We start from the raw sequence: 19,535 nt of genomic DNA on the forward strand, positions 1-19,535 counted from the left end.
GAGGCATGTGGTCGCGCCGAATGCGCCACACTCCACTCGAGCCACGGGCCGCTCGCCATCGAGGATGCGTCACACCGCCGCGAAGTCCCGCAGCGCGGCCACGATCTCTGTCTCCTCCCGCACTTGGCCTCAGCCACCATCGTCGCGTCAGCTACGCAGCCAGGCCAGTACGGCGAGGACCCGCCGGTGTTCATCGGCGCTGGGATGGAGGTCCAGCTTGGTCATGATCCGGGCGATGTGGCTCTCGACGGTGCGCAGGTCGATGAGCAGGTCGCTGGCAATCGCGGCGTTGGAACGGCCCTGGGCCATCAGGTCCAGGACCTCTCGCTCGCGTGCGCTGAGCCTGTCGAGCTGGCCGGCGAGACCGGTGTTACCCATCAGGTGCGCGACCACTGCCGGGTCGAGCACAGTGCCGCCGGCAAGGATGGTGTGCATTGCCTGGACCAGTACGTCGACATCGACGACCCGGTCCTTTAGCAGGTAGCCGAACCGTTGCGGGTGGGCACGAACCAGGTCCACGACATACCGGCTCTCCAGGGACTGAGACAGCAGCAGGATGCCGAGCTGGGGGTGCCGCTCGCGAAGCTCAAGCGCGGCGCGTGCGCCTTCGTGGGTGTATGTGGGCGGCATCCTGATGTCGATCACAGCGAGGTCGGGCCGGTGTTGGTCGACGGTGGCGATCAGATCTATGGCGTCTCCGACCGCCGCGACCACGTCTGTGCCAGTCTCCGCCAGCAGTCGAGTGAGTCCGTCCCGGAGGAGCCCGGAGTCATCGGCGATCACAACGCGCACGGGAGCACCACCTGGATGGTCGTTCCGGCACCGGCCGGGGAGTCGATCAGCAGCGTGCCGCCGGCGGCTTCGACCCGGTCGCGCATGCCTCGAAGTCCGGGCCCGTCGGGATTGGCCGCACCGCCTCCGTCGTCGTGGATCCGGATGCGTAGCTGGCAGTCGTGTTGGTGCACCGCGACCTTGAGCTTCGTGGCATGGGCGTGCTTTTGGGTGTTGACCACTGACTCGCCGATGACGAGCCACGCGGTGAACTCCAGAGCCGGGTCAAGACGCGGAACATCCACGTCGAGCTGCAGGTCGACCGGCGAGTGGCGGGCGAGGTCGTCGAGCGCCGCCGGGAGGCCGCCGTCGGCCAACGCCGCCGGGTGCAGGCCGTTGGCCAAGTCGCGGAGCTCGCGGACCGCCGACTGCGCTGCGGTGGCGCCTTCGGAGAGGGCCTGGCGCATGCGTTGGTCGTTCCCACCGAGGTGGGCAGACCTGAGGTCCATCGCCAGCGCGAGGAGGCGCTGCTGTGCGCCGTCGTGGAGGTCGCGCTCGATCCGGCGGCGCTCGGTGCGCTGGGCTTCGGCGAGTCGGCGACGCGAGCTCTCGACGTCGCCGAGTCGGCGGGCGAGCTCCGCGCGGAGGCCGGCGTTGTCCAGCTCGGCGGCGGCGACCTGGGCGCCCGCACTGACCACCTCCGCGTCCGTGCGTACCGGGTCGTAGCCGATCCTGGCCACAACGCGGCCGTCCCGCACGACGTCGACCCGGTCGGCCATTTCGGGCGGTTCCAATCCGGTGTCGGTGACCCAGGTTTCCGGTCGGGCACCCGGATAGGCCACGGCGACCGACGGATCGTCGAAGGCGCGGCGGAACAACGCCGCGAGATCGCGGCCGGCCCGCTGGTCCGCGAGCTCGGCGCCAATCAGCCGAACGGCGTCGTACCGCCGTCGGTTGAAGCGCCGGTCGATGAGGTCCTGGATCGCACGCCGAGCCGGCGCCGCGATCGCCGCGACCGCCAGGGCGCCCACCGTGGCAGCGATCGCCGGAGAGGTCGACCAGCGCTGGACCCCGCGTGCGCCGAACCACACGATCAGGGCGTAGGTCCCGATCAGGAGCATCGTAAGGACGACATAGGTGGTGGTCCGGGCCAGGACCCGCTCGACGTCGTAGAGGTGGTAGCGGGTGATCGACAGTCCGGCCGCGATCGGGATGAGCACGACGAACCCGCCCGTCGCCACCACCGTGCCGACCGAGCTCCCGGCCTTCGAGGCGACGAATGCCGCGACGACGAAGGCGGGCAGCGGCACCACGACGAGGGCGAGCCACAGCAGCTGACGACGGTCGTCGCCACGGGCGCGACGCCAGCGCAGCAGGAGCGAGACACCGGAAGCGACCAGACCGGCGGCCACGAGAAGCACCAGGCTGTACTCGACCCAGGCGGACGCCGGCTGGATCGCCGGCACGGCCCACGGGTTCTCGATGTCTTGGAACGGCGATTCGAACGGGTCGGTCTTCAGAAGGCTCAGCAGGAACGCCACCGCGCCGGCACCGACGATGACCCGGCCGAGCGCGCGCCAACGTGGGGAGAGATACCTTCCTGTGGGTGTCAGGAGCAGGATCAACGTCACCAGGACGAACCACGGGATCCAGGTGGCGTCGTTGACCGCCGCGACAGCTCCGGTCGCGGGCAGCGACCCCGGCCGCGCCAGTCGACCCCACGTGATCCATGCCCCGAGCGGGTCGGAGAACAGGATTGTGGCGCTCAGTGCCAGGAAGAGCCAGCCGACGGGGTGGCGCGGCTCTGAGCGGACGATCGCCAAGCCGACCACAGCGGCCGAGACGACCCCCAGGAGCAGCACCCAGGTCCCGCCGCGGAGACTGACCAGGTCGGCATGGCCGGCACCTACCAGCAGCCGGTCCGAGACCAACCCCCCGAGCACGACGACGGCCTCGGTCGCGACGACCGAGGCTGCGATCCACCGTGCCCGGCCCGCATCCACCCTCGAATGCTGACACCAACACCAGGCTTGCGTATCCGTGATTGCACGGAACCCCCCATCAGGGTCGGCACGCCGCGACAGTTCCGAGCGCCCTCCGATGTGCTCAGCAGCAGATCTGACGAGGCTGGATGCATGGCAATCACCAGCACGCCCCCTCGTTCGACCTCACTCGACGGCCCGCTGGCGGGTCGCCGAACCATGGTGACGCTCGCCGTCATCTACCTCGGGTTCTTCGCGTTTCTCATGGCCAGCGGCGCCGACCGCGAGCCGGACGCCGACCCTGCCAAGCTGATCGCCGACTACGACATCAACGCAACAGTCATCGAGATGGTCACCTACTCGACCGTCGTCGCGGGAGCCGTCCTCGTCTTCCTCGGCGCAGCGCTCCGGTCCGCGCTGACCCTGCGCACCCGCCGCTGGACCGCGGAGGTCGCGCTCCTCGGCTTCGTGTTGATGGCCTTGACGCTCGTCACCTGGGCGACCAGCGCCCTCGCCCTGTATCACGCCGTTGACATCGGGGACACCGGCGTCGTCAGGGCGATCAACGTCATCGACACCACGAACTTCCCGCTGGCGATGCTGTCCATGTGCTGCGCGATGATCGGGGTCGGTGTCACCGCCATGCGTGAGCAGGCACTGCCGACCTGGCTCTGCTGGGCATCGATCGTCCTCGGCGCGATGTCACCACTCGGGCCGCTCGCCTTCGCACCGTTCGTCCTGTTCGCCATCTGGACCGTCGTGGTCGCCGCCACGGTCCGCCTGTCTGACGCCTGAACCGTGGGGATCGAGGAACCTCAGATGAACACGATCAGCGCCCACGGTGTGGGACACAACCGCTCATCGGGGTGCCGACGGATCACCGTCGTCCTCGTGACCAGCGTTGCGCTGGCGCTTGGAGCGTGCGGCGAAGATTCCAGAGACGCGGAGGCGGTCGATGCGAATTCGACGACCGCCCCGCAGGGTGGCTCCTATAGCACCCAGGCGTTCATCATGCCGTTCGATGTGATGGTGCCGGATCTGCTCCCGACGGAGGCGACCACGGACACGGCGAACTTCGTTACTTGGGAGACCGGAACCCAGGGGGCTCCCGCCGTGCGGTTCCTCCTGCCCGTGGATGTCTACGTTCCCGGCGACACGGAGGCGTCGCCGCCGCCTGATGACTATCTGACCTACCTGCTCGGCCAGAGTGAGGACGGGGCGACCTTCTCCGATCAATCCCAAACTAAGGTCGGCGGATTGCCAGCCACACTGGTGACAGCCACTGTCGAGGACCGACTGGATGGCTCGGTCGGCTGCCCGGCCGAGGACGTCGCGGCCGATGAGTGCTACGGCCTACAACCCGACGTGACCGTCCGGATGGCCGTCATCGACGCGGGCGACTCGACCGTCCTCGCCTGGCTACGCCATTCCGGCACCGAGGACGACGGAGATGCAACGGGGGAGTTCGCGGCCTTCGAGGACATGCTCGCCAGCGTCTCGTTCCGCGATGAGAGCCCGGTCACCACCAAGCCCCCCGCCAGCGTCGCCACGGCTCTCGACGGCGTCTGGACGACGTCGGTCACCGAGGACGAGCTTGCGAGCTCGCCGCTCCTCTACGAGCCCGACGAGGTGAACGATCAGAACTGGGGTGATTTCACTTTCACCTTCGACAAGGGTCAGTTCACCTACACGCAACAGAACGCGAAGGACAGCTACGAGAGTGCCGGGACATTCACGGTCAGTGGCGATACCGTCGACCTGAACCTCGACAACACCGAGCATTTCGTGATGCGCTGGAACATCGAGGACGACACGCTGACCTTCGAACGGGACGACGACCTGGGGATCGCACCCACCCCGCTCATCCTCGACCCCTGGATGCGCTCCGGCTGACGGCGACGAGTCGGCGGGAGCGAAGCGCCCGCTAGCTGGGCATCGTCTCAGGGAGAGCCCCGCGGCGAACGCAACCGCGGGACCGATCAAGCTGGCATGGCCGATCACGGGTGCCTCCCGCCTCGGTGTCCATGACGCTAGACCTGGTCGATCGCCCCCACCTGACCCGCGTAGGTCATTTGGCAGCGACGTTGACTGGCCAAACGCGGCATCAACCCGGTGCCGCGACCTCCTCCAGCCAGGCATCCGGCTCTAGCAGCCGCGACCCGAGCGTTTCGGAAGGTGCGTCTGACCGCCGCAACTCGGCGCCAGACAGAGCGCCTCCTCCGCCACTGTTCGATCTTCGGTTCTGCGGGGAACGCTCGGTCCCCCATGCAAACCTGTCGACGCAGGAGGCCTGAAGCGCTGGACGCCCGTCGTCGCCTTCATGACCACGCCGGGAACGCTCCCGACAGTCCGGGATCACAACGCGTGCGCCATCGCTGCTCTTCGCACCTGGGCAGATACACGAGACGGACAGTCGTAGCGGCAGCTTCCCCATCGCGGTCATAGTCCAGCCGCGTGCTCGTGTGTGATTCGTGGTGGTGCCGCCCACGCCGACCCTTCGTCGAGTTACGGGCAGCAGGGCTCGCCCACGGTGCATCTTTCCGCCGCGAGACAGCGCGGCCACGTGACCGGGGTCTGCCGAGATCCGTCTGCTTGGCGCCGCTCAACGTTCCTCCAAGGCAGCGATCAGGGCAGTCGGGTCGGCGACCGTGAAGGTGGCGCCAGGGTGGCGGATCCGGCCGGTGGGATCGATGGCCCGGACGGACTCGTGGAAGAGCACACACACGCCACGGTCCGGATTGGTGGCGAACGTGACGCCGCGGTCGGCCAGCGAGAGGTGTGCCGGGCCGGCCGTCTTCACAAAGCCGAAGCCGCCGGTCTCCTGGGTCGAGGCAACGTTCTCACGCGGCGTTCGCAGCGACCACGGCCCAAAACGCGCCCGCAGCTCGTACTCGTCGACCTCGACCCAGGCGGTCACCGGCGTCACTCCGAAAGGGAGCGCGAGCATGCGGTATGACCGGGAGAACCTGAACGGGAACCGTTGCACGTCACGCTGTACCCGACCAACGGCGCTGCCAAGCCCGACCGCGCTCGTGGACGCCTGGAGGAGCGGCGATGGCGGATGCGGCCGATGAGCGAGTCGTCCCTGATGTCAGGGAATACCGTGACGACATGTCCGCATCTCTTGAAGACTGGTGGCCCCGACTGTCGGACGCAACCAGAGGCTGGCTCATCGCCAACAATGGCGATGCAGTGCCTGACTCAATCGCGGAGGAGATCACGCGCGCGGGCGGTGTCATCGTGGCTGATGCCTGGTGGGTCGGTCAGATCGAACCGACTGGCTTCTATCTCTCAGACGAAGCCGTCGACTGGATCGAGGAGTGTGCGAACGGAGAGACGCCGGGGCCTCGATTGGGCTGAGCAAGTCGGCGACAGCCCTCGCGGGGGTGTCTGCAGCTCTCGGCGCCCGTCGTGAGGGCGCGTCACTTCGGCCACTGGCGGCTTTCGCTGTCAGGTGCCAGCCATCGCAGACGTCGCACGGGTAGACCCTGACCGGAAGCCTTCCAATCCGGCCCTTGCGCTGAGCCTTCTCGCTGATAGCGGCAAGCGCGAGGCGGGCGTGTGCCTGATCGGCGTAGTAGGCCTTCGTGCACAGAGTCACGTCGTGGGACTGCCACGCTCGAGGCGCCCGGGTCCGGTGTTCAGCGCACTTTGGCGCGAGCGGGCATGATGCGAGGCGGGCAAGGCAGCGCGTCCCTTCGCCGCCTGTGCCCTGAGGGGAAGGCGATAAGAGCTCGGCAATCATTGGCGCGCCTGGCGCACCGCCTTCTGAGCGGTAGTCATGAAGCACATCGAGACTCGGGTCGAGCTCCCGGCGGTGCGTCGCTCGTGTGGGAACAGCCGGTGGACGCCGCTCGGTCGGGACCGCGGCTTCAGTCCCTCACCCGGCCGGTGCTGTAGGCCCACATGGCGATCTCGACCCTGTTGCGGGCGCCGATCTTGCTCAGCAGGCTCGCGACGTGGGTCTTGGCGGTCGTCAGGCCGATAAAGAGGTCGGCGGCGATCTCGGCGTTCGTGCGGCCGCGGGCGACCAGCCCCAGCACCTCCTCCTCGCGGTCGGTGAGCGGCTCGATCGGTTGGGTACGTCGGTTCGACGGTTCCCTGGCGGCCAAGGTGGACAGCAGCCGCCGGGTGATGTTCGGTGCGATCAGGGCATCGCCGGCGGCGGCCGCATGGACGGCCTGGACGAGCAGCTCCGGCCCGGCGTCCTTGAGCAGGAAGCCTCGGGCGCCGGCCCGGAGCGCGCCGTGGACGTACTCGTCGAGGTCGAAGGTCGTGATCACCACCACCGCGATCGGGTCCGGGACGCCCCGCCCGGCGAGGAGCTCGGTGACCTCGATCCCGTCGAGCCCGGGCATTCGGATGTCGACCAGGCACACGTCGGGGTGGAGTCGACGAGCGAGCTCGACCGCGGCGTGGCCGTCGGCGGCCTGGCCAACGATCTCGATGTCGGGCTGAGCGTCAAGGATCATGGACAGACCAGCCCGCACCAGGTCCTGGTCGTCGGCCACCAGCACTCGCACCGTCATCTGCCTACCTCCGTCGGCAGCTCGGCGTCGACCGCCCACCCGCCTTCGGGCGCCGGCCCGGCACGCAACGTGCCGCCGAGCAGCTCCACGCGCTCGGTCATCCCCAGCAGCCCGAAGCCGTGGCTCGCCGGCCGCACCGGGTCGATCCGTCCGTCGTCGATCACGCGTAGCCGCAGCCTTCCTCCATTCTGGACGACTCGGATCTCCACGCGTGAGGCGTTGCGGGCGTGCCGCAGGGCGTTTGTCAGCGCCTCTTGCACCAGCCGGTAGACCGCCGCGTCCACCTGGAGCGGGAGTCCGTCCAGGTCATCTGGCACCTCCACGTCGACGACCGGCACCGGGTTGCGGCGGGCGAGCGAGGGGAGGTCGGCAACGCCGGGCTGGGGGGTGTACTCCGCTGGCGCTCCGTCGCGCAGCACACGAACCATTGCCCGCATCTCCGCCAGCGTCCGCGATGCTTCCCCTTCGATGACCGCCAGCGCCTCGAGCGCCGTCTCAGGTCGCTGCCCGGCCAGCGTCCGGCCCGCCTGCGCCTGCACAGCGATCGCCGAGACGTGGTGGGCGACCATGTCGTGGAGTTCGCGCGCGAGGCCGACCCGCTCCTGGCTGCGGATCTGGTCCACCGCCCGGCGCCAGCTCTCGGCGCGGTACCGGAACGCCGCTCCGCCCGCCGCCGCGGCCACCAGGACGGCGAACCCACCGATGACGTCGGCAGGCCCGGTGGCGTCGGCGACCATCCCGATGACCGCAGCGACCAGCACCACCGCCAGCCCGATCACGATCTCGCGCCCCGAGCCCCAGCGGACCAGCGCGTAGACGAGCACCAGGATGTAGATCATCGCGTCGAGCCCGACGTTCGGGGCTCCGCCCGCCAGGCTCGCCAGCCCCAACACCATCGCCGTACCCCAGGCGACCACGACGCAGGCCAACGGGTGGGTACGCCGCCACAGCAGCACCGGCGCGAGTCCGACTGCCACGATCGTCGCGAACGGCCGCCAGGCGACGTCGTCCCGGAGGACTCCCTCGAGCAGCGCCGTCACCATCAACACCCCGACCAGCACCCAGTCGCGCCATCCGCGTGCGGGAGCGTCGGCTGCGCGGGGCTCGGCCCACAGCGAGCGCAGGGCGTTGGTGATCACACACCCAGCCTAGGGACCGCCCAGGCGTCGGGGACCGACCGAAAGAACGAGACGCCGCTCCTCCCACCGGCCGAGGCGGGTCCGGCCTCGACGCCGATGTGCGCACGCCGCGACGCGGCAAGGGTTGTCACATGATCGCTGTTGAGTCACTGACCCGGAGGTACGCCGGCTTCACCGCCGTCGACAACGTCTCCTTCACCGCCCTGCCCGGCCGCGTCACCGGCTTCCTCGGCCCGAACGGCGCCGGCAAGTCCACCACGATGCGCGTCATGGTTGGTCTGACCGCGCCGACGTCCGGCTCGGCCACCATCGACGGCGTCCGGTTCGCCGACCTCCCCAACCCCGGCCTCGAGGTGGGCGTGCTGCTCGACGCCTCGGCCCAGCACGCCGGCCGCACCGGACGCGAGATCCTGACGATCGCCGCCGACACCATGGGTCTGCCCCGCCGCCGCGTCGACGAGATGCTCGAGCTGGTGAGCCTGAACCCCACCGAGGCGAAGCGCCGCGTGCGCAACTACTCCCTCGGCATGCGTCAGCGCCTCGGCATCGGCACCGCACTCCTTGGCGACCCGCGGGTGCTGATCCTCGACGAACCGGCCAACGGGCTCGACCCCGCCGGGATCCGGTGGATGCGCGACCTGCTGACGGGCTTCGCCAGCCAGGGCGGCACCGTCCTGTTGTCGTCGCACCTGCTGCACGAGATCGAGGTCATCGCCGACGACCTGGTCGTGATCGGCAACGGCAAGATCGTCGCGGCCGGCACCAAGGAAGAGCTGCTGGCCGCGGCCGGGACGCTCGCCCGCTCGACGTCACCGCGCGACCTCGCTCACGCCCTCGAACAGGCAGGGATCCCCAGCACGCTCGCCAGCGACGGCTCGGTCCGCACCGATGCCGACCCCGCTCGGGTCGGGGCCGTGGCCCTGACCGCCGGCGTCGCCCTCACCGAGCTCCGGTCCGCCGAGAGCGCCGGCCTCGAAGACATGTTCTTGTCGCTGACTGCCGACACCCAACGCGAAGGAGTTGCAGCATGACCGCCACGACGATCTCTCCCGACACCATCGAGGCCGCGCCGCCCCGACGGACCGCCCGCCCCATCCCGGCCATCCGACTCGTCAAGGTCGAGCTGCGCAAGATGTTCAACACCCGCTCGGGGTTCTGGATGCTCATCAGCATCGGCGCCCTGTCGCCCATCTCGGCCGGGTCGCTCCTCGTCCTCGGCCTCGACAGCGACGTCACCTACCAGAACTTCGTGAGGGCGAGCGGGTTCCCGATGTCAGTGATCTTGCCGATCATCGCGATCCTGGCCGTCACGGGTGAGTGGAGCCAGCGAAGTGGGCTCACCACGTTCACGCTGGTGCCGAGCCGCGAACGCGTGATCGGCGCCAAGGCGATCGCGACCCTCCTGGTGGGCCTCGGCGCCGTCTCCGTCGCCTTTGCGGTTGGCGCCCTCGGCAACGTGGCCGGTTCAGCACTCGCAGGCGTCGACACCGCGTGGGACATCTCGTTGTCCATGGCACTCCAGATGGTGCTCTACAACCTGGTGGGCATGGCCTTCGGCTTCGCGCTCGGTGTCGTGCTGCGCAACTCCGCGGCCGCGATCGTGGGCTACTTCGTCGCTTCACTCGTCATGCCCGGCATTCTCGCGCTCCTGGCTCAGGTGCGTTCGTGGTTCGAGGACCTGCAGCCGTGGATCGACTGGCACTACACGCAGGTGGCGCTCCTCGATGGCGCCACGAACACTGTCAAGGAGTGGGCGATGCTCGGCTCGACCACGATGATCTGGATCGTCATTCCCCTCGCCGTCGGGCTGCTCTCCTTGCGCCGCTCCGAGGTCAAGTAGCCGACAAGCCCTGACGTTCCGTGAGGACGCGGGCCGCGGCTACTTCAGCCTGCGCAGGTTGATCGAGGCGCGCCGCCTCAGCGCTCGAGCCCAACCACGTCCCAGGACCAACCGCGATGCCGATATCGAAGTGACAGTCCTTGCTGCTGCGCGATCTCGATCATCGCGTCTGGGGGGTGCACGAAGGCACGGAAGTCGTTACGGCGGAGGCGGCGAAGCAAGTTGTCCCAGCCGATCACGAGCCGGGTGAGCGGGTTGGCCGGCGGGTGGGAGTAGACGAGGAGTCGCCGTGCGTGCCCGCCAGCGGATGCGAGCAGTCGCTCGTAGTCCGGATAGCAGCAGACCACGCGGTGCATCACGACCACATCGGCCTCGCCGACCTGGTCGGGGTCGGTGGCGATGTCGAGGATCCGACGTTCGACGCGTCCGCTCATCCCCGAGCCTTCCAGCAGTTCGCCGGCCTCCTTCTCATAGCTGGTCGAGATCTCCAGGTTGGTCACGGATGACGCCCCGCGGCGAAGCAGTTCGATCTGGATCTCGCCGACACCGCCGCCGATCTCCAGGATGCTGGCGCCCTCGATGCCGTGCTCGGTCAGATACCCGACGAGTAGCTCCTGGGTGCTGTTCAGGCCGTGCTGCCGATACCGCCGGGCCATCCGACGCGCGAACCTGTCACTGAACGTCGTCCGGTAGCTGTCCGGGTCGCAGCACTCACCCACCCGGCCAGTATCGGTCGTCTGGTTCGACAAAGCGACGCCCGGCGATCGGGGAGGCTCCGCGAGTGGACCACAAGCCAAGTGCAGGGCATTCCTCGCCGACCGCCAGGCACCCGGCGTCTGCCGGATCCGATGAGCGGTCAGCCCCGTCCATGAAAGTCAGCTCCGGCAGGAAGAGGCTGGTCCGATGGAAGAGCACGGGCAGCCCGGGGTCTACGAGGAGTCCCGCGCCGAGGGGCTCGAGACGGGGCGAGAATTCACGGATGGACATCCGACAAGTCGTCATCACCCGCGCAGGCGCCCCGGAACGGCTGAAGCTTCAGATGTCTTGGCTGGACCCACCTGCCCCTGGTGAGGTGCAGGTCGAGGTCATCGCCGCCGGGATCAACTTCGCCGACATCCTCGCCCGGCAGGGGCTCTACCCCGACGCGCCACCGCTGCCGCTTGTGGCCGGCTATGAGGTCTCCGGCACGGTGCGTGCCGTGGGAACGGGGGTCGAGGAGTCACTGGTCGGGCAGGAAGTCTTCGCGCTGACTCGTTTCGGCGGCTACAGCAGCGCGCTGAACGTTCCAGTGCCCCAGGTCTTCGCCAAGCCGCGGGTGCTGAGCCACGCGGAGGCGGCGTCGATCCCGGTCTCCTACCTCACCGCCTGGCAGCTCCTCGTGGTGCAGGGCGGCCTCCGCGAAGGCGACACCGTGCTCATTCACAACGCTGGCTCCGGGGTCGGACTCGCTGCTCTCGACATCGCCCGCCACGTGGGGGCGCGCAGCATCGGCACGGCCAGCGCGGTCAAGCACGACTTCCTCACGGCTCGGGGCCTAGACCACGCCGTCGACTACCGCAGCGGTGACTGGACCCGCGAGGTCCGCGCCCTCACTGACAACCGGGGCGTAGAGCTGGTGATCGACCCGCTCGGCGGAGAGAGCTTCCGCCGGTCCCGCACTGTGCTGCGCCCCACCGGTCGGCTCGGGATGTACGGCGTCTCCGCTGCCTCCAACAACCAGGGCCTGCGCGGCAAGCTGCAGCTGGCGAGGACCGCGGCGCTGATGCCTCTGTTCCACCCCGTGTCGCTCATGAACGCCAACCAGGGAGCCTTCGGGGTCAACCTGGGGCACATGTGGGGCGAGGTCGACAGACTGCGCGGCTGGATGGAGCAGGTGCTCGAGGGCGTCGAGTCCGGTTGGGTGCGTCCGCATGTCGACTCGTCGTACCCCCTGGCCGACGCGGGCCGGGCCCACGAGCACATCGAGGCTCGCCGTAGCACCGGAAAGGTCGTGTTGGAGCCCTGAGGCGTCCGTCGCGCTGATGCTCGCTCCCCTTGTGCTCAACCTCGACAACGGCGACGCATCCCACCTCGGTACTCAGCCACAGGCAGCCGCCCAGCCGCGATCCGCTCGTTTGCGTACGTCTCATCGCCGCGTTTCCCGGCTTACCGGCTCTGCCGATGACGCGCCACCCTCGATGGACAGGGGTGACATCGACGCGCCTCGCGAGGATGCTGGAAGACCCGTCTCGGGATGGAGCCTGTGATCACGGACCGATACATCCGGTTAGCGCGCGAGGAGCGGCTGCCCCTGGTGCTCGATGATCTGCCGTGGACCCATCAGCCGAGGCTCACAGCACTGCCTGACGGGTTCCGACGGGTCTGTCGCTCCCGCATGTCCTCACGGCACCTCGGGGTATCGCTGTGACGGCCGAGGGCAAGGCGGCGAGCTTCTGGACCACGCTTCCCGGAGTCCTCACGGCCGTGGCCGGGCTTCTCACCGCCGTCACTGGTCTCGTCGTGGGTTTGGCGCAGGCCGGCCTCATCGGGGGTCACGACGGGCCTGGGAGTGGCGAGGACTCCTCGGTCGCGCCGTTGTCGCCCCATACGTCTGATGTGGCGACTCCTGTCAGCACGGACGGCGAGGGGGATCCAATCGCCGGCAAGTGGCGCGGGCGGGTCGCGAGCCCGAACGGCGACGCGACCGACTTCATCAGCGTCCTCATCGAGTCGCCGTGCCGGCTGAACCAACCGTGCGGGACGATCACGGTGAAGTCGGTCCCGTGCACCGGTCGCATCACCCTGATCGGTGTGGATGCGGGTGTGTACGAGTTCTACGTCGACCAGTTCACACCGGACTCCGGGACCGACTGTTCGCCGGGTGGCGGCGAGCTCTTTCAGGCGCGCAACGACGGGAGACTCGAGTACAAGGCGGACTACGACCCGCACTTGACCGGGATCTTGCACGCGGTCGGATGACGCCGACAACGAACTACGAAAGTCGCGCCTGTCGACTGGCCGTCGGCGACGAAAAGAATGGCGGCGCGGCTTGACCCGGACGCCCTCACGGCCAGCTCAGGGGTCGACGCCGCCGCTGGGGCGCTGACACTGTGAGAGTCATGGACCGCCAGCACGGCGCCGGACTCCTGCACCGGCTGACGTCGTACACCCCCGACCGCGAATGGGACGTGCCGATCGACGATCCGCGGGTCAGGCACGACCTCGTGCCGAATGATCCCGAGACGATGCCGCCACCGGTCAAGGAGTACCCCGACGACCTGCCGCGCATCTCGCTGCCGCGTGACCTCAACAGTCCAAGTCCCAGTGTCACCGTCGTCCTCGCAGGAGAGGACGTGGCGGCACGCCCTCTCGACGCCGCTGAGCTCGGACGCGTGCTGTTCCTGGGCGCCGGGGTGGTGCGCACGGCGACGCGGAACGGGCGACGCTTCTTGTTCCGCGCGGCCGGATCGGCCGGAGCGCGGTTCCCCTCGGAGCTCTACGCCAGCACGCGCGGGGTCGCCGGAGTCCCGGACGGAGTGCACTGGTACGACCCCGTGGAGCATGCCCTGGTCCAGATCGCGCCCCCGGCGCGCGGTGAGGCGACGACCATTGTGGTGACCGGTGTGCCGTGGCGCACCGGGTGGCGTTATGCGGAGCGAGGGTGGCGCCATCTGTACTGGGATGCGGGAACCCTGACCTCACAGCTGTGGGTGGCCGCGGCAAGCGCGGGGTTGCACCCCCGGCTCCGCACACTGTTTCCCGACCGGGCGATACGAGAGCTGGTGGGCGCGGACGGTGTGCACGAGTATCCGCTGGCCCTGCTGTCGCTGGGTGATGCAGAACCGGCGATTGCCGCGTCGGCCCCGGCGACCCAGGGCTCGCTGCCTCCCGTGGAGCTTCCGCTGTGCACGCAGGCGCAGGTTGCCGGAGAGAGCGAAGAGCTGGGTGAGCCCTGGCCGGAGGGTCCCGCGCTTGCGGAGCGTCCCGATGCCCCGGAGGTGAACGCGGTCGTCCTGCGACGAGGCTCCCAACGACGGATGGATCGTACGGCCACACTCCCGCGGCAGCTGCTGGAGTGGCCGATGGGCGCGGCCCTGCGGGGTATCGACGTGCCGCACTGGGTGGTGGTCCACGGCGTCGACGACGTCACGCCGGGCATCTACCGCTGGCCCGACCTCATGAGACCGCTGCGCGCCGGCGTGCTCCGCGACGAGCTGCTGCGGGTCTGCCTGGACCAGTCGTTGGCGGCGGACGCGGCGTATGTCGTGATCGCGGCGACGTCAGGCGTGGAACTGAACGACCGGACCTATCGCGACGCCCAACTCTCCGCCGGACTCGTCGAGGGTCGACTGCATCTTGCCGCCTACGCCCTGGGGGCGACCGCCTCGGGCATGACCTTCCTCGACTCGGAGGTGCCGGCGCTCCTCGGCGAACCGGACGACCTGGTGACGTTGCTGTTCACCTGCGTGGGCGTCGGGGACTACACCTCACGGACAGGCGGCGGGCCCGGCGCTCCGGTTGAGGTGCGACCGGTCGTCCCGCGGCTGGGGACGGAGTAGGCGCCCGGTTTCGTCTCGTCAGCAAGGACGCCGAAGCATGCGCTCCGTCGGGAGCAACCGTGCTGGCTTGCGAGCGGCGACATCGGGTCTTCCCCGGCGACCGTCGTCGGGGCCCTCCCGAGATGCTGCAAGCCTGCGCGCAGTCCCGCCGGGGGTTGCGGGGGGCTCCGTTCTGGCGGGCGGGCCTCTTGGGCGTGCGAAGACGAGCCGACTCGACGGCCCTGAGCCGAGGCGGAACCTCCCTGGGGTTGCCTCGTTAGGGCTGTAACGGCCCTCACCCAGGGCTCTCGAACGGGAGCACCCATGTTCGCACGCCCAGCCATCGCCGGAGTTCTCGGCGGAGTCCTCGCCGCCACCGTCGTGACCACGGTCGCGATCACGGCGCCACCCGCCGTACAGGCGGCCACCGGGGTGACCACGACGAACAGGTGCGTGGCGAGCGTGCCCGACCCGGCCACCAAAGCGCCGGTCGAGATCTGCTTCAGCCTGTTCCGCCCAGCACGGGCCACGAAGGCCCACCGGGTGCCGATGATCCTGCACAGCCACGGGTGGGGCGGGTCCCGCACGACCGACCCGACCTCACCGGAGGTGAAGCCCTACCTCGATGCCGGCTACGGGGTGCTCTCGTTCGACCAGCGGGGCTTCGGCCAGAGCAACGGAGGTAAGGCCTACGTCGAGAACCCGGACCTCGAGGGCCGTGACGTCGAGAGGCTCGTGAAGGTCGTCAGCCGCCTGAAGTGGGTGCTCCAGGACGGCCCGGGCGACCCCCGCATCGGCGCGATCGGCGGCTCCTACGGTGGGGGATACCAGTTCGTGGGCGCGTTCCGCGAGATCGCGGACCGGCACAAGCAGGTCTTCGACGCCCTCACGCCGCAGATCACCTGGTTCGACCTCAAGCAGTCGCTGGCGCCGCAGAGCGTGCCGAAGTCCGAGTGGGACCTCGCGCTGACCGCGGCCGGCGCGAACGCCCTCCCGCCGCAGGTGATCGAGGGCCTGACCGAGTCCGCGGCCACCGGGACGTGGTCGAACGGCCGCGTGCCCGGCACGGTGGACCTCGATGCCTTCTTCCGCAGGAACGGGCCGAAGTGGCAGGTCTCGCAGGGCCGCCACATCAACGTGCCGGTGCTGTTCGGTCAGGGCATCACCGACGAGCTGTTCCCGCTCGATCAGGGCCTGAAGAACTGGGCGAGCGCGCTCACCCCGCGCGCTCGCAAGCGCAGCATCTTCATCGGCTACAACGGCGGTCACGTGCTGCCCAACGCGTACCCCTTCACTGTGCAGCCCGCCGGTGACCCGTGCAGCGCCCGCCTGACCGGCGGCAAGGACTTCGCCGCGTTGACGGTGAGGTTCTTCGACCGGTACCTCAAGCACCGCAGCGTCCGGCTGCCGGGCCGCAACCGGTTCCACCTGGCCACCGCCGGCGGGACCTGCACCACCGTCCGTTCCGTGGCACCGAACACCACCGTGCCGGCGGGAACCGTGCTGACACCCGAGGCGGCCGGTCCGGCGCTGGCCACCAAGATCGCCGACGGGCCGATCCGGATCGCCGGCACGTCGTACCTCAGCGGGTCGGTCACCGCCTTGGGCGTGAACAACCGGGCGTTCTACGCGCTCGCGGTCGGCACCAACCCTGTCGATGCGAAGGTGGTTCAGGGCAACATGGCTCCCTGGAGCTCGGAAGCCCCGGCCCGCGGCGTGCCTGCGAGGATCGAGCTGCCGTCGGTGGCCGTGGACGTCCCCCGCGGACAGGCGCTGTTCGTGGTCGCCGTGGCGACCAACGACATGTACGGCGGGTTCGGCAGCCGCACGCCGGGAGCCGTGGTCATTCGGAACGCGAGGGTCTCCCTGCCCGTCGTGCGCTGACGTATCGGCGGAGCGCCGGCGTTCCCGATGCGGCGGCCACCCCTCCTCACCAGCCGTCCATGTGGCTGACAGCGCGCTCGGTGAGAGCACCTGCTCCTATCCGCCGCGAGCGGGACACATGGCTCCGCGGAGGCGCGATCGGTCCCAGGGGTGGACGGGATCTGGCGGTGGACGGTTCCTGCGCCGCGTCCGCTACGTCCGAAGCTGGATGCCGCGATCCGAAACATCGACGCTGATCAGCTTCACCCGCTCATCGGGCGTCTCGTTGGGCCAGTGGAAGACGAGCCGACGGACACCCTGAGGGTCGCTGAAGATCATGCCGTGGCCGCCGTTGCGCGCCCAGAGAGGCTGCTCGCGCTGAACCCACGGGCCGGTGATCAGCCCACCGGCCGAGGTTGCGACGCCCATGGCGTAGCCCTCCTCGCCGAAGCTCGACCAGAGCATGTGCAGGCGGCCGCCTTCGGATCGGATGAGGAACGGTCCGTCGGTGAACAATGGATCCTTCGCCAGGTTCAGCTCCTCGGGCGGTTCGACTCCGTCCGGGAACCACAGCGGTTTGCTCCAGGGAGCGGCCGATGCCGTGAACAACAGGACGGCCGGACCGGCTGCCTCCTTGAGGTCGCGTGAGAGCGGTCGCGCGTACATCTCACCGTCAGCCGGTCCGGCCGCGCCGCCAGGAACACCTTCGGCCCCTCGGCTAAAGACCAGCCACGGTCCTCCCTCGTCGTCGATGAAGAGCGTTCCGTCGAGGCAGGGACGATCGCGTGGCGTGAGCGGGCCGTCACTCCACGGCACGTACGGCCCAGTCGGCTCGTCCGCAACCAACACCTGCACACCACGTGGCCCGCTCTCCGGGTTGGAGCTGGCGAAGGTTGCGAGCATGAAGAACCGACCGTCGTAGCCATGCACCTCGGGCCCCCAGAACTGCGTATCCGCCCAGAACCCCGCCGGAGGCCGGAACGCCTGCAGCGGGCCCTCCCAGGTGACGAGGTCCTCGCTCGTGAAGCAGTCGAAACCGGTCGCCGGTCCACCCCACAGGTTCGTGTCGGTGGTCCCGAACAGCACGAACCCACCCGAGGGAACCTCCAGGACGAACGGGTCGCGCATCCGGATCTCATTCAGGCGGCTGCTCATCGACGCTCCTCGCACATGGCCACGCCGAGACGCTAGGCCCACCGAAGAGGTCGGCGGAACACGCGTGTGACCATGCCTGCCATCAACACGAACACTGATCGCAGACGTGTATGGACAGCTGCGATCTGTTCGGCTCGACGCGGTGCGTCTATCCGCCGCGAATCGGTAGCGCAGAGGCGGAATTGTCACGCCGCTTCGCGTGGCATGCAGTTCACCGTTGTTCCCAGTACACCTCGATGCGCCAGCCGTCTGGGTCAAGACATTTGAAGGAGACCAGGTCCGGCTCCTCGTCACGCTCGACGATCGTCACGCCGTCGACTCTCAGGCGTTCGAGTAGCGCACGGACATGCTCGGCGTCGGAGACCCGGAACCCGAAGTGGAGAAAGCCGGCGTCGGACGCGCGTTGGGCTACCGGATGGAGGGCAAGGTCGAAACCGTCGGCGTTGCGGACGATGGTTGTCCCGTCCGGGTAGTCGGCGGCTGTGCCGGGGTCGAACTCGAAGTATCTCGCGTAGAACTGCAAGCTTCGGGCTTTGTCCACTACCGGGAGGCCGAGGTGACGCAGCTTCATGCTCCGATTGCAGCATGTCCCCGCGCGGTTGCACCCGCTGAGAGGTGGTCCTCCACCCCCGAACTGTCGCCGATGCGTCCCGTCCGGCCGAACCCCTCATGGGCGTCCGCCCGATGTACGTCACTCCGCCGGTAGTCGGCGCGCGTCGACCTGCATCATTCCGCCGTCATCCGGCCACGGATCTGGTCCGATGGGCAGGCGCTCCGGCGTGCGCATCTGCGCCACGCCTTGCCATTGCGGCCTGCGTCCCACGAGTGCCATCGTTTCCGGACCGGAGGTGACCTATGGCTGGTGACAGTCCCTCGATGAGACTTGTCCGGAGCTACATCCAAGCTGCCCAACGGGCACGGGCGTCCCGAAGCGCGGAAGACCTTGCCGCCGTACGTGGGTTTCTTGCAGCCGACGTGGTCATGAAGTTGGCGAGCCCATGGACGGAGGAACCCTGGAGAGTCAGCCAGCGCGGGGCGGACGCTGTCATCGAGAGATTTCAGGCACCGATCAACTCGGCTACGTCGCTGACCACCGAGAACGTGAACGTCCAGCAGGCTGGTGACGACGTCCTCGTCGAACAATTGTCGACGATCGTCGATAGCGACGGCCCGCACGTCAGCATGGTGTGTCACATCTTCTCGGTTGCGGACGGCGTGATCACGGGCGTGCGTGCTTACCGCAACGATCGCGGACTGCCCGCTGGCTGAAGCCGTGCCCCACGCGCCTTGGCACGGATCGGCACTTCCGTGATGCGTCTGTCCGCCGCGTTGAGAGCGGTCACGCTCGCCCGGACTGTCGCGCCCCGGATGGCCCAGTGGCACCATGGGAGGCATGACGGAGGATCGCGACTTCACGAAGTTGCCAGAACAGGTGCGGCTCGACCAGACGGTGACCAGCGCCGACGAGCGCCCCGTCCAGCCCCCCGAGGGCGACCGCAACCAGGCTCTGTGGGATGCGCAGGAGGCGGGCGGCTGAGGCTCGCTCGCAGATCGCTGTCGGGCGAGCTTTTGGATGGCTTCGCGTACGCCGTAGGGGGCGCCCCGCACCGCGACGGATCGACGGCCACCGGATCCGCCGCTGCCTGCACCTTTGAGGTGCGTCTGTCCGCTCCCGTTGCGTCTATCCCGCTTGCTCGCGCCGCGTCAGATGTCTAGACCTGCCGCCGGGCTCGGGAACC

General features: G+C 68.9%; 19 protein-coding genes. 11 read left to right on the forward strand and 8 right to left on the reverse strand.

The window, feature by feature from the left end:
- Nucleotides 1-147: 147 nt before the first annotated feature.
- Together ABD205_RS07125 and ABD205_RS07130 are read right to left on the reverse strand one after the other, a co-directional pair.
- Complete coding sequence (locus tag ABD205_RS07125) at nucleotides 148-792, reverse strand: LuxR C-terminal-related transcriptional regulator (RefSeq protein ID WP_344043846.1); 645 nt, start codon at nucleotides 790-792, stop codon at nucleotides 148-150.
- Nucleotides 780-2,774 (reverse strand): sensor histidine kinase, encoded by a 1,995-nt coding sequence (locus tag ABD205_RS07130; RefSeq protein ID WP_344043848.1) that lies wholly within the window; start codon nucleotides 2,772-2,774, stop codon nucleotides 780-782. The genes ABD205_RS07125 and ABD205_RS07130 overlap by 13 nt, the downstream gene beginning before the upstream one ends.
- Nucleotides 2,775-2,906: 132 nt before the next feature.
- Here ABD205_RS07130 and ABD205_RS07135 point away from each other — a divergent pair, with 132 nt between their 5' ends.
- Both ABD205_RS07135 and ABD205_RS07140 read left to right on the forward strand, forming a co-directional pair.
- Entirely contained in the window at nucleotides 2,907-3,548 is a 642-nt protein-coding gene (locus ABD205_RS07135; protein ID WP_344043850.1) for a hypothetical protein, read from the forward strand.
- Nucleotides 3,549-3,572: 24 nt separating this feature from the next.
- Nucleotides 3,573-4,646, forward strand: a complete 1,074-nt coding sequence (locus tag ABD205_RS07140; RefSeq protein WP_344043851.1) for a hypothetical protein — start codon at nucleotides 3,573-3,575, stop codon at nucleotides 4,644-4,646.
- 709 nt (nucleotides 4,647-5,355) lie between these two features.
- Here ABD205_RS07140 and ABD205_RS07145 read toward each other — a convergent pair.
- Nucleotides 5,356-5,670, reverse strand: coding sequence for a hypothetical protein (locus ABD205_RS07145; RefSeq protein WP_344043853.1), 315 nt, complete (start codon nucleotides 5,668-5,670; stop codon nucleotides 5,356-5,358).
- A 137-nt stretch (nucleotides 5,671-5,807) separates the two neighbouring features.
- Between ABD205_RS07145 and ABD205_RS07150 the strand changes: the two genes are divergently transcribed.
- Nucleotides 5,808-6,113: a hypothetical protein gene (locus ABD205_RS07150; RefSeq protein ID WP_344043855.1), complete on the forward strand. Its 306-nt coding sequence runs from the start codon at nucleotides 5,808-5,810 to the stop codon at nucleotides 6,111-6,113.
- 512 nt (nucleotides 6,114-6,625) lie between these two features.
- On the opposite strand, the gene ABD205_RS07155 is transcribed toward ABD205_RS07150, so the two are convergent.
- Both ABD205_RS07155 and ABD205_RS07160 read right to left on the reverse strand, forming a co-directional pair.
- A complete protein-coding gene (locus ABD205_RS07155; RefSeq protein WP_344043857.1) occupies nucleotides 6,626-7,282 on the reverse strand; it encodes a response regulator in 657 nt (218 codons plus the stop codon).
- Nucleotides 7,279-8,421 carry a sensor histidine kinase gene (locus ABD205_RS07160; RefSeq protein WP_344043859.1) on the reverse strand — a complete coding sequence of 381 codons (1,143 nt, stop codon included), beginning with the start codon at nucleotides 8,419-8,421 and terminating at the stop codon, nucleotides 7,279-7,281. Before ABD205_RS07160 ends, ABD205_RS07155 begins: the two co-directional genes overlap by 4 nt.
- Nucleotides 8,422-8,552: 131 nt before the next feature.
- Between ABD205_RS07160 and ABD205_RS07165 the strand changes: the two genes are divergently transcribed.
- A complete protein-coding gene (locus ABD205_RS07165) occupies nucleotides 8,553-9,452 on the forward strand; it encodes an ABC transporter ATP-binding protein (RefSeq protein WP_344043861.1) in 900 nt (299 codons plus the stop codon).
- Complete coding sequence (locus ABD205_RS07170; protein ID WP_344043863.1) at nucleotides 9,449-10,261, forward strand: ABC transporter permease subunit; 813 nt, start codon at nucleotides 9,449-9,451, stop codon at nucleotides 10,259-10,261. Before ABD205_RS07165 ends, ABD205_RS07170 begins: the two co-directional genes overlap by 4 nt.
- A 77-nt stretch (nucleotides 10,262-10,338) precedes the next feature.
- Here the strand turns inward: ABD205_RS07170 and ABD205_RS07175 are convergent, their stop codons facing one another.
- Nucleotides 10,339-11,010 (reverse strand): methyltransferase domain-containing protein, encoded by a 672-nt coding sequence (locus tag ABD205_RS07175; protein ID WP_344043865.1) that lies wholly within the window; start codon nucleotides 11,008-11,010, stop codon nucleotides 10,339-10,341.
- Between the two features lie 290 nt (nucleotides 11,011-11,300).
- On the opposite strand from ABD205_RS07175, the gene ABD205_RS07180 reads away from it, so the two are divergent.
- The 4 genes from ABD205_RS07180 to ABD205_RS07195 all read left to right on the forward strand — a co-directional run bounded on the left by ABD205_RS07180 (nucleotide 11,301) and on the right by ABD205_RS07195 (nucleotide 16,662).
- On the forward strand, nucleotides 11,301-12,266 hold the full coding sequence (locus tag ABD205_RS07180) for a zinc-binding dehydrogenase (RefSeq protein ID WP_344043867.1): 966 nt from the start codon (nucleotides 11,301-11,303) through the stop codon (nucleotides 12,264-12,266).
- 398 nt (nucleotides 12,267-12,664) lie between these two features.
- A complete protein-coding gene (locus ABD205_RS07185; RefSeq protein ID WP_344043869.1) occupies nucleotides 12,665-13,219 on the forward strand; it encodes a hypothetical protein in 555 nt (184 codons plus the stop codon).
- Nucleotides 13,220-13,359: 140 nt separating this feature from the next.
- A complete protein-coding gene (locus ABD205_RS07190; protein ID WP_344043871.1) occupies nucleotides 13,360-14,799 on the forward strand; it encodes a nitroreductase family protein in 1,440 nt (479 codons plus the stop codon).
- A gap of 303 nt (nucleotides 14,800-15,102) precedes the next feature.
- On the forward strand, nucleotides 15,103-16,662 hold the full coding sequence (locus ABD205_RS07195; protein WP_344043873.1) for an alpha/beta fold hydrolase: 1,560 nt from the start codon (nucleotides 15,103-15,105) through the stop codon (nucleotides 16,660-16,662).
- A gap of 192 nt (nucleotides 16,663-16,854) precedes the next feature.
- On the opposite strand, the gene ABD205_RS07200 is transcribed toward ABD205_RS07195, so the two are convergent.
- On the reverse strand, nucleotides 16,855-17,796 hold the full coding sequence (locus tag ABD205_RS07200) for a glycoside hydrolase family 43 protein (protein WP_344044473.1): 942 nt from the start codon (nucleotides 17,794-17,796) through the stop codon (nucleotides 16,855-16,857).
- A 211-nt stretch (nucleotides 17,797-18,007) separates the two neighbouring features.
- Nucleotides 18,008-18,367 carry a VOC family protein gene (locus tag ABD205_RS07205; protein WP_344043875.1) on the reverse strand — a complete coding sequence of 120 codons (360 nt, stop codon included), beginning with the start codon at nucleotides 18,365-18,367 and terminating at the stop codon, nucleotides 18,008-18,010.
- Nucleotides 18,368-18,672: 305 nt separating this feature from the next.
- On the opposite strand from ABD205_RS07205, the gene ABD205_RS07210 reads away from it, so the two are divergent.
- Both ABD205_RS07210 and ABD205_RS07215 read left to right on the forward strand, forming a co-directional pair.
- Entirely contained in the window at nucleotides 18,673-19,065 is a 393-nt protein-coding gene (locus ABD205_RS07210; RefSeq protein WP_344043877.1) for a nuclear transport factor 2 family protein, read from the forward strand.
- Between the two features lie 124 nt (nucleotides 19,066-19,189).
- Nucleotides 19,190-19,333, forward strand: a complete 144-nt coding sequence (locus ABD205_RS07215; protein WP_344043879.1) for a hypothetical protein — start codon at nucleotides 19,190-19,192, stop codon at nucleotides 19,331-19,333.
- The last annotated feature ends 202 nt before the right edge of the window (nucleotides 19,334-19,535 follow it).

Origin of the sequence: Nocardioides panacihumi (assembly GCF_039530925.1) — a bacterium.
Taxonomy (GTDB): domain Bacteria; phylum Actinomycetota; class Actinomycetes; order Propionibacteriales; family Nocardioidaceae; genus Nocardioides; species Nocardioides panacihumi.